This window comes from Algorimicrobium bowmanii (assembly GCF_054031195.1).
This window is the reverse complement of record NZ_CM132929.1, coordinates 550,779-565,897: the sequence shown is the minus strand read 5'-3', so window position 1 is coordinate 565,897 and position 15,119 is coordinate 550,779. Positions and strand designations below refer to the sequence as shown.

General features: G+C 36.3%; 12 protein-coding genes. 6 read left to right on the top strand and 6 right to left on the bottom strand.

What is annotated here, in order from left to right:
* The first annotated feature begins 102 nt into the window (after window positions 1-102).
* The 4 genes from ACW5R3_RS02490 to ACW5R3_RS02475 all read left to right on the top strand — a co-directional run bounded on the left by ACW5R3_RS02490 (window position 103) and on the right by ACW5R3_RS02475 (window position 6,503).
* On the top strand, window positions 103-2,829 hold the full coding sequence (locus ACW5R3_RS02490) for a TonB-dependent receptor (protein WP_456578043.1): 2,727 nt from the start codon (window positions 103-105) through the stop codon (window positions 2,827-2,829).
* Window positions 2,830-2,833: 4 nt separating this feature from the next.
* Complete coding sequence (locus tag ACW5R3_RS02485) at window positions 2,834-4,453, top strand: G-D-S-L family lipolytic protein (protein ID WP_456578042.1); 1,620 nt, start codon at window positions 2,834-2,836, stop codon at window positions 4,451-4,453.
* Window positions 4,454-4,623: 170 nt separating this feature from the next.
* Entirely contained in the window at window positions 4,624-6,132 is a 1,509-nt protein-coding gene (gene atpD / locus ACW5R3_RS02480) for a F0F1 ATP synthase subunit beta (protein ID WP_456578041.1), read from the top strand.
* A gap of 77 nt (window positions 6,133-6,209) precedes the next feature.
* Window positions 6,210-6,503, top strand: a complete 294-nt coding sequence (locus tag ACW5R3_RS02475; RefSeq protein ID WP_456578040.1) for a FoF1 ATP synthase subunit delta/epsilon — start codon at window positions 6,210-6,212, stop codon at window positions 6,501-6,503.
* Window positions 6,504-6,611: 108 nt separating this feature from the next.
* Here ACW5R3_RS02475 and ACW5R3_RS02470 read toward each other — a convergent pair whose 3' ends face one another.
* From ACW5R3_RS02470 to ACW5R3_RS02450, 5 genes are all read right to left on the bottom strand, one after another.
* A complete protein-coding gene (locus ACW5R3_RS02470) occupies window positions 6,612-8,423 on the bottom strand; it encodes a sodium:solute symporter family protein (protein WP_456578039.1) in 1,812 nt (603 codons plus the stop codon).
* A 42-nt stretch (window positions 8,424-8,465) separates the two neighbouring features.
* Entirely contained in the window at window positions 8,466-8,906 is a 441-nt protein-coding gene (locus tag ACW5R3_RS02465; RefSeq protein WP_456578038.1) for a LexA family protein, read from the bottom strand.
* Between the two features lie 222 nt (window positions 8,907-9,128).
* Window positions 9,129-10,385, bottom strand: coding sequence for a Y-family DNA polymerase (locus tag ACW5R3_RS02460; protein WP_456578849.1), 1,257 nt, complete (start codon window positions 10,383-10,385; stop codon window positions 9,129-9,131).
* Window positions 10,386-10,448: 63 nt separating this feature from the next.
* Window positions 10,449-10,655, bottom strand: a complete 207-nt coding sequence (locus ACW5R3_RS02455; protein WP_456578037.1) for a helix-turn-helix domain-containing protein — start codon at window positions 10,653-10,655, stop codon at window positions 10,449-10,451.
* Between the two features lie 2 nt (window positions 10,656-10,657).
* Window positions 10,658-11,164 (bottom strand): DUF2975 domain-containing protein, encoded by a 507-nt coding sequence (locus tag ACW5R3_RS02450; RefSeq protein ID WP_456578036.1) that lies wholly within the window; start codon window positions 11,162-11,164, stop codon window positions 10,658-10,660.
* Between the two features lie 114 nt (window positions 11,165-11,278).
* On the opposite strand from ACW5R3_RS02450, the gene ACW5R3_RS02445 reads away from it, so the two are divergent.
* Entirely contained in the window at window positions 11,279-11,692 is a 414-nt protein-coding gene (locus tag ACW5R3_RS02445) for a DUF2007 domain-containing protein (RefSeq protein WP_456578035.1), read from the top strand.
* A gap of 10 nt (window positions 11,693-11,702) precedes the next feature.
* Here the strand turns inward: ACW5R3_RS02445 and ACW5R3_RS02440 are convergent, their stop codons facing one another.
* Window positions 11,703-13,196 (bottom strand): aminotransferase-like domain-containing protein, encoded by a 1,494-nt coding sequence (locus ACW5R3_RS02440; RefSeq protein ID WP_456578034.1) that lies wholly within the window; start codon window positions 13,194-13,196, stop codon window positions 11,703-11,705.
* A gap of 78 nt (window positions 13,197-13,274) precedes the next feature.
* Here ACW5R3_RS02440 and ACW5R3_RS02435 point away from each other — a divergent pair, with 78 nt between their 5' ends.
* Window positions 13,275-15,089: a TonB-dependent receptor plug domain-containing protein gene (locus ACW5R3_RS02435; RefSeq protein WP_456578033.1), complete on the top strand. Its 1,815-nt coding sequence runs from the start codon at window positions 13,275-13,277 to the stop codon at window positions 15,087-15,089.
* Window positions 15,090-15,119: the final 30 nt, after the last annotated feature.

The window sequence follows — 15,119 nt, the reverse complement described above, 5'->3', positions numbered from 1 at the left end:
TTGAGTATTTCTTATTATGCACGCATAATTTTCCGAATTTTTTTATTAAGTTTTATTATAATTATCTATATTGCTATTATAATAACTAACTTAAACGAAAAAATGAGATCAATTCTTTCAATTTTATTGTTGTTTTCTTGCGTGCTAACGTTCGGACAAACAACAATTTCAGGAACAGTTGTGGACGGCAACGAACAACCAATTCCTGGAGCAAATGTCATTGTTGTAGGCACAGCAACCGGTACGATAACCGATTTTGATGGCGCCTTTACCTTAACAGTTTCCCAAAACCCACCTTTTACTATTCAAGGAAGTAGTATTGGTTTCGAATCGGCAACTACTGAAGTTACTTCAAGCAGCGATTCAGTAAAACTTGTCCTTACAGAAGGGACCTCTTTAGATGAAGTTGTTATTTCAGCTTCTAGAACACCCGAACGTATTTTTGAGTCACCCGTAACCGTTGAACGTTTTGGTTTAAAAGAAATTAAAAATACAGCTTCTGCTGATTTTTATGATGGATTAGAAAATCTTAAAGGTGTTGATGTTAATACAAATAGTTTAACATTCAAATCTATAAATACTAGAGGTTTCGCTTCATTTTCTAATACGCGTTTTATGCAGTTAGTTGATGGAATGGACAACTCTACACCCGCATTAAACTTCCCTATTGGTAACCTAGTAGGTATGACTGAAACAGATGTGTTAAGTGTGGAATTATTACCAGGTGCAGCTTCTGCCCTATATGGTGCAAATGCCTTTAATGGGATTCTTTTTATGCGTAGTAAAAACCCATTTGATCACACTGGTATTAGTGGCCACGTAAAACAAGGTATCACTTCACAAGATGCAGGTGGAGACAACAGTTATACAGATGTAGGTATCCGTATGGCTCATAAATTCTCTGACAAATTTGCCGCTAAAGTTAACTTTGGTTGGTTAAGTGGTACGGATTGGGTTGCTAGCAACTACGAAGGAAAGCCAGGAACAGGTGCAACACGTGCAGATGTTGGCTATGATGGTTATAACATTTATGGTGATGAAGTTTCTACAAATATTAGAGCTGCATCAGGAGGTTTAGGAATTATTCCTAATGTTGAAGTAAGTAGAACAGGTTATGAAGAACGCGACCTTACTGAATATAATGCCGAAAGCGTAAAAGCTGACTGGGGATTATACTACAGACCATGGGGAGACGATTTCGAAATTGCTTATGTTGGTAAGGTAGGTACTGGTACAACTATATACCAAGGAACAAACCGTTACAACATTGATAACTTCACACAACAACAACATAAATTAGAATTAAGAAATGATAATTTCTTTTTAAGAGGTTATGTAGTTGCTGATAAAGCAGGTGATTCTTATGATATGGTTTTTACCGGTATTAATATTAACCGTGCTTGGAAAAGTGATGAAGATTGGTTTGGCGATTATATAAACACATTCGCTGGCGCAACACTAGGTGGTGCAACAGAAGACCAAGCTCATGAAGCCGCTAGATCAGCAGCTGACCAAGGTCGATTACAGCCAGGTACACCTGAATTTCAAGACGCTTTTAATAAAGTAATTGCAAATCCTGATTTAACACAAGGATCACAATTCAAAGATGCATCTAAATACTACCACTCAGACGCTAATTACAACTTTAGTCACTTAATTGATTTTGCTGAAATACAAGTAGGTGGATCATTCAGACAGTACGACTTAAACTCTTTCGGAACTATTTATACCGATTTTGATGGTCCTATCCGTTATTCAGAATTTGGTATTTACACGCAGGTTCAAAAAGAATTAGACTTAAACGAAACTGTAAAACTTAAATTGACTGGATCTTTACGTTATGACAAGTCTGAATTATTTGAAGGGTTTTTATCTCCAAGGATTTCTGCAGGATTTACTGTAAATGAAAATCATAATATTAGAGGATCTTTCCAAACTGGATTTAGAAATCCAACAACACAAGATTTATATATAGGTTTAGATGCCGGTCGTGCTATATTAGTTGGTTCGGCAGAATCTAATTTAGATCGTGATGTTAGAACTTACTCTGTAAGTGCAAGTGGTCAGTTATTAGGACAAGGGTCAACTTCTGTAATTGCAGGTCGTGCCGCTTACGAAAACTCTTTTACTTTAAACTCTGTTGAAAACGGAGCACCAGTTGCTTCTGATATCGACATTGTTAAGCCTGAACAAGTAACATCCATTGAAATTGGTTATCGTGGTAAAATAGAACGTTTAATTATTGATGCTAGTGTATACTTCAACTCTTATTCAGATTTTATCTCGAATGAAACAGTAGTAGTTCCTTTATACGGTCAGGTTGGAGACAACTCGTTATCATTATTAGCATTACAAAATGGCGATTTCAAAGCGTATCAAACATATACAAATTCGGATGCTAATATTGAATCCTATGGTGCTGCTATTGGTTTATCTACTAAGGTATTTGGAAACTATGATTTATCAGCTAATTATACCTATACTAAACAAGAATTTGATCAAGAGAAGTATCCTGATTTCAGAACAAGCTTTAACACACCAGAGCATAAAGTAAAAATGGCTTTTGGTAATACCAATGTTGTTAAAAACTTAGGTTTTAACGTAGCATGGAGATGGACAGATTCTTACTTCTGGCAAGCTACTTTTGGTGATGGTGATATTCCTTCTTACCATACTGTAGATGCACAATTAAGCTACACGGTTCCAAAAATCAAATCCGTATTTAAAATCGGTGCTACAAACGTATTAGGTGATGAATATTTCACAGCAATCGGTACAGGTTACATAGGTTCTATGTATTATGCATCAATAGTAATTAACAACTTATAAGAAGATGAAAAAGATAACACGAAATATAAAATATATTTGTTTACTTACTGCAAGTATAACCCTATCGGCTTGTAGTAGTGATGATGATGGTTCTACAACCGATGAAGCTCCAAAACCAGCTTTAGTAAAAGGTGAAGCGGATTTTACTAAATATGTGGCAGTAGGTGCTTCGTTCTCTGCAGGATTTACAGATAATGCCCTATTTATAGCTGCACAACAAAACTCCTTTCCTAACATGCTATCGCAAAAATTTGCTTTAGCAGAGGGCGGAACATTCACACAACCATTAATGGCCGATAATATTGGTGGGTTTGTTTTAGGATCAACAGTTGTATCAGCTCCAAGGCTTTATTTTGATGGTAGTGGCCCAACCGTATTAGACGCAACACCAACTACACAAATAACTGATGTTTTATCAGGACCGTTTAATAACTACGGTATTCCCGGTTTAAAAAGTTTCCATTTAGGTGTTGCTGGTTACGGTAACTTAAACCCATATTTTGGTCGTATGGCTTCTAGCCCAACTGCTACAGTATTAGGTGATGCTGCTGGTGCAGCCCCAACATTTTTCACACTATCTGAAATAGGTGGTAATGATGTACTTGGTTTTGCTACCTCTGGTGGAACTGGTGTAAACCAAACAGGAAATTTTGATCCTACAACATATGGAACAAATGATATAACAGATCCAAATGTATTTGCCGCATCGTTTAATGCTGCCGTAGATGCATTAACCATAAATGGCGCTAAGGGTGTTGTTACTAACGTACCTTATATTGCTACATTAGCACACTTCACTACGGTACCTTATAATCCATTAGATCCTACAAATCCGGATTTCGGAAATCAAATACCAACGTTAAATTCAATTTTTGGCGCTATAAACCAAATTTATGTTGCCTTAGGAGAATCGGAACGTAGTGTGGTATTTTCAGAAACAGAAGCTAGTGCCGTTGTAATTAAAGATGAAACTTTAACAGATATTTCAGCACAAATTACAGCTGCTTTAAATGCAAGTCCTACATTTCCAGCCTTTATTGCTCAGTTTGGTATTCCTGCCGCAGCTGCTCCAATAGTAGCACAATTATTAGGAACTACTTATGGTCAAACAAGACAAGCTACAGCTTCCGATTTATTTGTATTACCTAGTAGTTCAATAATTGGTGAAGTAAACGAGGATTATGCAGCAGCCCTTCAAGCACAAGGCTTATCGGCAGCCGTTGCACAACAGTTTTCAGTAGAAGGTATTACTTTGCCTCTAGAAGATAAGTGGACTTTAATACCAAGTGAACAAGCAGTTATCACTGCAGCAACGGATGCTTATAATAGTACTATAGAATCTGTTGCAGCTACAAAAGGTTTAGCAGTGGTAGATTTCAAAGGTATTTTAGAACAAGCAGCAACTACAGGTTACCCATCAGGAAACTATGTTTATAACACAGCATTAGTAAGAGGTGGCTTAATAAGTTTAGATGGTGTACACTTAACAGCTCGTGGTTATGCAATAGTAGCTAATGAGATGATGAAAGCTATTGATGCGACTTATGGTAGTAACTTTGAGGCTTCAGGTAATCTTTTAGATGCTGGAGAATACCCAACAAATTACCCACCACAGTTACAATAAAACTTGGTTTAAATAACAATAAAAAAATGCTCTCAAATCGGGAGCATTTTTTATGTCAAAAAAAGCCCCGATTTTTAATATGGTTTTTAAATTAAAACTCATATCTTTGCAGCGCGAAAACAGTAGGTGTTTTCATTGAATTAAATTGCATAATATTAAACACATAAGTAATGTCAAAAGTTACAGGTAAAGTTGCACAAATTGTAGGTCCAGTTATCGATGTCGAATTCGGAGCAGGTTCTGAACTTCCAAAAATTTACGATTCTTTAGAAATCAAGAAAGCTGATGGATCTATATTAGTATTAGAAGTACAATCTCACATTGGTGAAGATACGGTTCGTACTATTGCGATGGACTCATCGGATGGTTTAAGTAGAGGAACCGAAGTGGTTGCAACTGGTGCACCAATTCAAATGCCTATTGGTGAAGATGTTTACGGACGTCTTTTTAACGTAATTGGTGATGCTATTGATGGTATTGGTAATTTACCAAAATCAGGAGATGCTGGTTTGCCAATCCACAGACAAGCACCAAAATTTGAAGATTTATCAACTTCTACAGAAGTTTTATTTACAGGTATTAAAGTAATTGATTTAATTGAGCCTTATGCTAAAGGTGGTAAAATTGGTTTATTTGGTGGTGCCGGTGTAGGTAAAACGGTATTAATCCAGGAGTTAATTAATAATATTGCTAAAGGTCACGGTGGTCTTTCTGTATTCGCAGGTGTTGGTGAAAGAACACGTGAAGGAAACGATTTACTACGCGAAATGTTAGAATCAGGAATTATCCGTTATGGTGATGATTTCATGCACTCTATGGAAGATGGCGGATGGGATTTAGCGAAAGTTGATAAAACAGCCATGAAAGAATCTAAAGCAACTTTCGTATTTGGACAAATGAATGAACCACCTGGAGCACGTGCACGTGTAGCCTTATCTGGTTTAACAATTGCTGAATATTTCCGTGATGGTGCTGGTGATGGTCAAGGAAAAGATGTACTGTTCTTCGTAGATAACATTTTCCGTTTTACACAAGCAGGTTCTGAGGTATCGGCATTATTAGGTCGTATGCCATCTGCCGTAGGTTACCAACCAACCTTAGCAACAGAAATGGGTGCTATGCAAGAGCGTATTACTTCAACTAAAAAAGGTTCTATTACATCGGTACAAGCGGTATACGTACCAGCGGATGATTTAACGGATCCAGCTCCAGCAACTACCTTTGCTCACTTAGATGCAACAACAGTATTATCACGTAAAATTGCTGAGTTAGGTATTTATCCTGCTGTAGATCCATTAGATTCTACATCACGTATCTTAGCTCCAGACATTTTAGGAAATGAGCACTATAACTGTGCAACACGTGTACAAGAGTTATTACAACGTTATAAAGAATTACAAGATATTATTGCCATCTTAGGTATGGAAGAATTATCTGAAGAAGATAAATTAGCTGTAAACAGAGCAAGACGTGTACAACGTTTCTTATCACAGCCTTTCCACGTAGCTGAGCAATTTACAGGTATTCCTGGCGTGTTAGTTGATATAAAAGAAACTATCAAAGGATTTAATATGATTATGGATGGTGAATTAGATCACTTACCTGAAGCAGCATTTAACCTTAAAGGAACCATTGAAGAAGCTATTGAAGCTGGTGAGAAAATGTTAGCTGAAGCCTAATTGGCGACTAGTTTTTAGTTGAGAGATGTTCTTATTATCTCAAAACCATTAACTAATAACAAATAACTATAAACAATATGTATTTAGAAATTTTATCGCCAGAAGCTACCTTATTTAATTCAGAAGTAGACTCGGTAATTGTACCTGGTGTTAATGGTGAATTCGAAATCTTACAAAATCACGCACCTATCGTGTCGGTTTTAAAAGAAGGTGTTGTAAAAATCAATACACACACACAAAGTCATCTTGTTTTTGATGAGTTACATGCATCTGTTATTCCACATAACGATGATAAGAAAATATTAACTCTTAAAATCAAATCTGGAACATTAGAAATGAAAGATAATAAAGTAATCATTTTAGCTGATTAAAGCCTAACGGATTACTATCATATAAAAAAGACCTTACTTAATTGTAAGGTCTTTTTTTATTTAGATTAAAGAAGTAGAGAATAATCGGTGGTCAGTGAATTAAAAAAACTAAAGAATATTCACCTTAATTTTTTTCCAAAGCTTAATAAGAATAAACCCGAAAATCAATACTGCTACACTCAACATAATAGCTTTTAAATAATAACCATATATAAAATACCCTGTAGCAAACATAACACTATAAATTAGTGCACAACCCACAAGCATGGCCAATATACCAGATGGTACAGACCAACCTGCTTTAGCATCTACAAGTTCTACATGATCTTCACGCGCCTCGTTTACCACTTTATTCCAACCAGGACCACCCGGTTGAATTTTACTATAAAATGCACGTAAAACATCGGCGTTTTCAGGCTGAGTTAAGAACGTAACAATTAACCAAACACTAGTCGTTACCAAAACAATCATCGGGAATTTTGCCCATCCTGGCATAAGTCCATCTGCACCAAAACAATAAATTCCAAAATCCGTAAAGTTCAAAATAATAGAAACCACACCCGAAACTAACATAGCCGAAATTTCACTCCAAGCATTAATACGCCACCAGAACCAACGTAAAATAAAGATTAGTCCGGTACCCGCACCAAACATAAGTATAATATCAAACAGTTGTAAAGCATTGGTTAATACAAGTGCTAACAATGCACTACAAACCATTAATACAACAGTTGCAATACGCCCAACAGCTACCAATTGTTTTTCGGAAGCACCTGGATCAACTTGCTGTTTATAATAATCGTTTACAATATATGAGGCACCCCAATTTAAATGCGTTGAAATAGTACTCATATAAGCCGCTACAAGCGATGCTAATACCAAACCTAACAAACCACTTGGTAATTTGGTTAACATGGCAGAATAAGCCAAATCTTGCCCTAATTTATCTTCCGCTACTAACGGAAAGGCTTCGTGTATACTGGCAATATCTGGAAACACCACTAACGATGTTAAGGCTACAATTATCCACGGCCAAGGACGTAACGCATAATGCATAATATTAAAAAAGAAGGTCGCACCAATAGCATGGTTTTCATTTTTGGCTGCTAACATACGCTGCGCAATATAACCACCACCACCAGGTTCAGCTCCCGGATACCAAGAGCTCCACCATTGTACTGCCAAGGGAATAATCAATAAGGTAATCAGTGCTTCGGTATTTGTGAAATCTGGTAAGATATTAAGTTTATCTACTACGTTTTCATGTTGTAACATCGCTTCTAGTCCGCCCACTTCCGGTAAACCTACCAAATAATAAGCCGCACCTAAAGCACCAGCCATAGCAGTAAAAAACAAAATAAAATCGGTATAAACCACCCCTTTAAAACCTCCTAAAGCACTAAATAAAACGGTTATCGTTCCGGCGTAAATAACCGTTTCCCATGGCTCCAACCCAAGCATAATAGCACCAATTTTAATGGCCGCTAATGTTACAGCCGACATGGCCAAAATATTAAATATAATACCGAGGTAAATAGCTCGAAATCCTCTTAAAAACTTGGCAGCCTTACCGCCATAGCGTAATTCGTAGAACTCGATATCAGTATTAACTTCCGATTTTCGCCACAATTTAGCATATACAAAAACGGTTAATAATCCGGTTAATAGAAAAGCCCACCATACCCAGTTTCCAGATACACCGTTTGTTCTTACAATATCGGTAACCAAATTGGGTGTATCGGTTGAAAAGGTGGTTGCCACCATAGAAACACCTAGTAACCACCAAGGCATATTTCGGCCTGATAAAAAATATTCGGAAGCCGATTTTCCAGATTGTTTAGAAACATAAACACCTATAAAGAGGGTAATGGCAAAAAAGACAAGGATTAAAGTAATATCAAGTACAGATAATTCTATCATGGAGGATTGGTAATTTTTCTTTAGACAAATTGTATCGGTAGGTTATACCTTTTTAATCACATTGGTTACAATACCCCAAATGATAAATTCGTTTTCTTCGGTAACTTTTATGGGGTTATACTTAGCGTTTTCAGGTTGTAACCAAACACCATCTGGTTCTACGCGCAAGCGTTTTACGGTAAATTCACCATCTAAAAAGCAAACTGCAATACGGTTATGAGCAGGTTCTAAACTTCTATCAATAACAAGCAAATCATTATCATCAAGTCCAGCATCAATCATACTTTGCCCTGAAACTCGGGCATAAAATGTAGCCATTTTATTTTTCACCAACATGCTATCTAAAGAAAGGCGTTCTTCTTTAAAATCTTCTGCTGGCGAAGGGAATCCTGCGGAAATTCCGGTGTCTAGAAAAACAGCACCTAAATTTTCCGATAAGTCAGGTGTAAAAAAAGTTAGGTTTGTTGTACGCTTTATTTCCATATCGGTTTTTAGCTACTAATGTAGTGAATTATGCTAAATTCTCGAGATTAACAAACTGAATTAAAAAGACTATTTTTCAATAATTTTCTTAAGGTAAAATTTACCAGAATTGGTTTCAATTCTAAGTAAATAACAACCGATAATCAGAATCTGTTTTAACACAATCTCACGTGTTCCATAAAAAAGCAACCATGTACTACGTTTAACAACTAGTAATTGCTACTATTTTACCTTTATAATATCTGCTATATGCGTTGTATATCTAGGCGATAAGCGCTCTTGACGCATTTTCCACGTGCGGTTTAGGTCTTGGTTACCTAATTTTATTTTATGACTCTGGTATTTTTTGTTCAACTGATCTATGGTAGTCATCAGCGGTTTATGTTTGGGGTTTTCATGCTCAAACAAATGCAATTGATAATTATTATTAGGCACCAACCCCATAACAATAACACCTGCTCGCTTATATTTTACACCCGTTTTAAAAATTTCTGTCACCGCTTTTACCGCTTCACGACTTATAATTAAGGTAGAATCGGTAGGATACGATAAATTAATTATTTTACTCGCACGATGTTGTGGCGCATCTGTTTTATGCCTATCGCTGCTAATTGTAACAAGAATGACATAACAGTTAGACTCTTGTTTTCGTAGTTTTTCGGCACAACTGGTGGCAAAAGTTGAAATACGCTCTTTTATATTATCAATATCCGAGAATGTATATTCAAAACTTCGCGTGGTGGCTATTGCTTTTTTATTGACCACCTCATCTAAAAGCATACTTTCTACACCTTCTAAATCCTTTTTGAGTTTTAATTCGGTAATCGAAAAATGCTTGCGCACCCACGCATCTGAAAGTTGAGTAAACTGATAAGCTTTATGAATCTGTTTTTCTTTTAGGCGTTTGGATAGCCTACGTCCAATACCCCAAACATCTTCTATATCCAGCCACTTCAGGGCTTTAATGCGTTTTTCTTCCGAATCTATAACATAAACACCTTGTGTTTCCTTAGGGAATTTTCGAGCTATTTTATTGGCCACTTTACTCAATGCTTTGGTTGGAGCCACACCAACGCTTGTTGGAATACCGGTCCATTTTAAAATACGCTTTCGCATTTGAATGCCGTAATCTTTAAAATCGTAATTATCAAAGCCTTTAAATTGTAAAAAAGCTTCATCAATACTATAAACCTCCACATCCGGTGTAAACTGTTGCAGAATTTTCATAACCCGACTACTCATATCGCCATACAAGGCATAATTGGATGAGAATATTTGAATTTGATTTGCTTTGCAAAAAGATTCCCATTTAAAAATAGGCGCACCCATAGGCAGCCCGAGTGCCTTTGCCTCATCACTTCGTGCAATAACACAGCCATCGTTATTACTTAAAATAACTATGGGTTTCCCATTTAAACCGGGGTTAAAAGCGCGTTCGCAAGACGCATAAAAATTGTTACAATCTACCAGTGCATACATGGGTATAAAGGTAGCTGAATTTGTTTTTTGAAGCACATTTGAAATTAAAAGTAATTCACAAAATTAACCCGGAACATATTCTAAAATATCAGCTGGTTGGCAATCTAAAGTTTTACAAATAGCATCCAAAGTAGAAAACCGAATGGCGCGTGCTTTGCCTGTTTTCAAAATAGACAGATTGGCCGCGGTAATACCAATTTGATCTGCTAACTCATTGCTTTTCATATTTCGTTTTTCTAACTGCACATCTAAATTTATAAATATAGCCATAGTTATATGCTTAATTCGCTATCTTGTTTAGCTTCTCTGGCTACCCTAAATAATTCACTTAATACCATAAAAAATAAACCGAGAGCTATCATTACTAAATAAGGACTTACTCCTAAACCTATTACTAGTTTACTACTAGAAATTAAACTCATAGTAAGCATCATTAACATACTACACAAACCAATAACAACTAAAATTTTGCCAATTGTATTGTATGTATTTATAACATAACTATGAAATGGCTTCCTTTTCTGAAAGTATCTTAAGGTTTTTCGAAATAAAAATAAAGCATAAATAACACTACAAGCTATTATATAAAAAATGAGTACCGTTATTTGTTTTAACCATAAAGGTAAATCAGAATTAAAGCCTTCTATCTCCATAACGCTTAAAAAATCTGCATTAAAAAATATATAAATAACCAACCCTAAGCCAAATATCAGAATAGGAATACAGCTTAAAATCCATACAAAATCAATAATACTCTTTAAAATAGTTAATTTTCTCATGACTAAAGTTATCGTTTAACAATAACAAATGTAAAAAAATTATCGATAAACAATAATTAAATATATAATAGCACTATTATTCTAGAAGGTTTTATTTCCGTATTTTCACACCCTATGACAGATACTTTTAAAACCATTAGCGTGTTTCAATACAGCACAGAGGCCGAAATTATAAAAGGGCGTTTGGAAGCGGAAGGTATTGCTGTATTTCTGTCAGACAATACAACTATTGACACCAATCCTATAGTGAGTAACGCTATTGGAGGAGTAAAACTAAAGGTATATACCGAACAAGAAGCTGAGGCTATTGCTATATTAAAATCTATTTCTAGTTATTCTCTAGACGATTCGGGTCAGCCAATACGTTGTCCTAATTGCCACAATAACCAGGTTATTCTTTTTTCAACTATCAACAATTTAAAATCCTTTATAGCATTTTTAATAGGCTTACTATTTGGCTCATTACCTTTTCATACGCGTCACCAATACCGCTGTGAAATTTGTAAAACGGAATTCCCTATAGCATAACACCTGTTTTTTAGGACTCCAAAAGTTTATAAGCTGTTTCTAGTTTTTGAATAACCCCATCAATATCCGCTTCATTTAAGTGTCCGAAACCAAACCTTATAGCACAAACATCTTTATTTTGATAAAGAATGGTACTTGGTAAAAACAAATTGTTTTCAGCAGCTTTTTTTGCGAGTTCAATTAGTGAAATTCGTGGATTAAATTGCAACCAAATAGCCAAACCACCGCTAGGAACTTCCCAGGTAGCATAGGCTTTAAAATGTGTTTCTAATTTTTCACACACATAATCGCGCCTCACCTTATAAACAGTCATGTTTTTTTTAATTAATCGGTGTATTTCACCTTCCGAAATAAGCTCAGAAAGCATTTGCTTCTGAATTAAATCGCCTTGTTTGTCTACAATTTGCAAGTAATTTTTAGCTTCGTTAATAATATTTTGTGGTGCTACAACAAAACCCACTTGAAAACTCGGAAAAAAGGACTGTCCTAGTTTCCCTAAATAAATAACCACGCCGTAAGCATCGGAACTTGCCATAGGCAACATAGCAGAACCATCAAACTGAAAATCGTAATCAAAATCATCTTCTATAATAGCAAACTTATAAGTTTTTGCTAATTGCAATAACTTTAAACGTCTTTCGGCACTAAGCGTTACAGTTGTTGGATATTGCCTATGTGCACAAACATATACGCAACGGATACTGTTTTTTGTAAAGTGTTTGCTTATATAATCAACATCCAATCCGTGTTCGTCTACTGGTATGGTTATAATATTCGCACCCGCTTGTTGGAAAATCATATTGGATTGATAATGACTTAAATCGCCCACAAGCACCACATCATTTTGCTTAATTAGTAACTGCGAAACGATATACAAACTCATTTCCGTACTACGTGTACTCATTATATTGGGGGGTTTTATATGAAATCCGCGGGTAGCATTTAAGTAGTTACACAAATGATCATGAAAACGGGTAGCCGACTGTTCGTTAGACTGGTTCCATTTAGAAATTAAAGCACTGCGCTTCATTGATGCGCTATACCAACGTGCAAATTGGTGGGTTGGATGCAAACGCAAATCCGGTTGCCCATCGTTTATAACCGCATTACTAACTGCTACCTGTGGTGTGGCTGCCAAATGTAAAGACGACTGAAAAGGAAAACCTGTAGTTTCTGGATAATCATGTAAGGTTTCTAAACCAGCATAAGGTGCTTTAATAGGTGCTGTTTTTTGCTCAGGCATTAATACAAACACACCTTTATTAGGCACAATATCTACCCATCCTTGCGATGCTAATTCCTCATAAACCGCTACCGCTGTATTTCTATTAATCTCTAATAAAGCACTTAATTTGCGGGTGCCGGGCAAAGCGGTACCTTCGGTAAAATAGCTTCGCTGAATGGCATTACTAATCTGTTGGGCTATTTGAATGTAAACCGCCGTGACATTCTGACGCTCAAAATTAATTAGTTTTTTTAAGAGTATACTAACCGGACTATTCATGGATTTAAAACTGGACTAGTTTAATGATCCGGAAAGTTACGATTTTTGCCGTCTTAAAAAACACGAATAGTCCATATTATGAAATTTATTCCTCTCGTAATTTTAACAGTGCTTTACAGCTTATCTGTTTCCGCTCAAGAATCTCCACAACAAGCATTAGACTCGGTTGTAATCACATCAAGCCGAATAGATTTACCCTTTAAAGAAAACTCCAGAACCGTAACTATAATTACTAGTAGCGATATAAAAAATAGCGCTACCACCAATGTGGCCGACTTATTACAGCAAGTAGCAGGTGTAGATGTTAGGCGTCGTGGTGCCGATGGTACCCAAGCCGATTTATACATTAGAGGTGGAAGTTTTGATCAGACCCTACTGCTTATTGATGGTATGAAACTAGAGGATGCACAAACCGGACACCACACTTTAAATATGGCTTTACCACTAGAGGTTATTGAGCGTATTGAGGTTATAAAAGGTCCCGCAGCTCGTGTATTTGGACAAAATGCTTTTACAGGTGCCATAAATATTGTTACCAAAAAACAAACAGATAATAAGGTTACCCTTGGCGTACAAGGTGGATCTTATGGTCAGAAAAATGCTGCTGTTACAGTTGGTAGCAATCTAGAAAACTCGTCGCATATCATTCACGTGTCGCGAAATCTATCAGATGGTTATCGCTACAATACCGATTATGATAATCAGAATTACTTTATAAAAAGTATTTTCAATAAAAACAAACTGCCTATTTCATTTATCGCCAACTACCAAGAGCGTAATTTTGGTGCTAATGGTTTTTATGCTTCACCAACTGCTACCGAGCAATACGAAGAAACACAAACCAGTTTAGTAGGCTTTTCAACAGAAATTAAAACAGACAAAATAACCTGGAAGCCACGTATTTATTGGCGAAGAAATCAGGATATGTACGTATTTATCCGCGATAATCCTTCGGTATACCGAAATTTACATATCACCAACAAAATTGGTGCCGAGGTAAATGCTTCCTTACAATCGGCTTTAGGTGTTACCGGTTTTGGTGTAGATATATCGCAAACCTTCATTGCTAGTAATAACTTAGGAAACCACGACCGCTTTACCACCAATTTATTTTTGGAACACCGTTTTACCTTCTTAAACAGCCGCCTATCTGTTACACCTGGTGTGGCAGTTAGTTACTTTTCAGATTTTAAATTCCACGCATTCCCAGGTGTTGATATTGGGTATGAACTGTCCAACAATTTTCAACTTTATGGAAACATAGGCTATACGTACCGCGTACCAACCTATACCGATTTGTATTACTCCAGCCCTACCGAACTCGGAAATGCCAATCTAGATCCTGAAGAAGCTATTTCGGAAGAACTAGGAGCTAAATTTAGTACGAACGGATTCCGCATTTCAGCTGCTTTTTTCAATAGAGATTCCAAAAAACTAATCGATTATATTAAAACCAACGAATCAGATCCATGGCAAGCTACCAACATAGCCGAACTGAATACTATTGGTTTTGAAGCTAATACCAGCTACTCTGTATTTTTAGCCAACTTCATGCAAAATATTAGTTTGGGCTACACCTATTTAGATGAAGACTTAAAAGATGTTTCTGCCAATTATTCGCGCTACTCGGTAAATTCCTTAAAACATCAGTTTGTTGCCACGTTTAAGAGTCAGTTTTTCAAAAACCTCAGCCAATCTATTGTATACCGCTATGCCCAACGTACCGTTGGCGAAAGTTATAATGTGTACGATGCGCAAGTAAATTACCAATACAAAGCCTTTGATTTTTCGGTAACGGCCAATAATATTTTCCAAGCCAATTATACCGAAACCAATTTGGTTCCTGCAGTAAAAGGCCTTGTTGTATTCGGCTTAAAATATCGGTTTAAATAAAGCTCCTTTGTATACAATTTCTTAACTTTG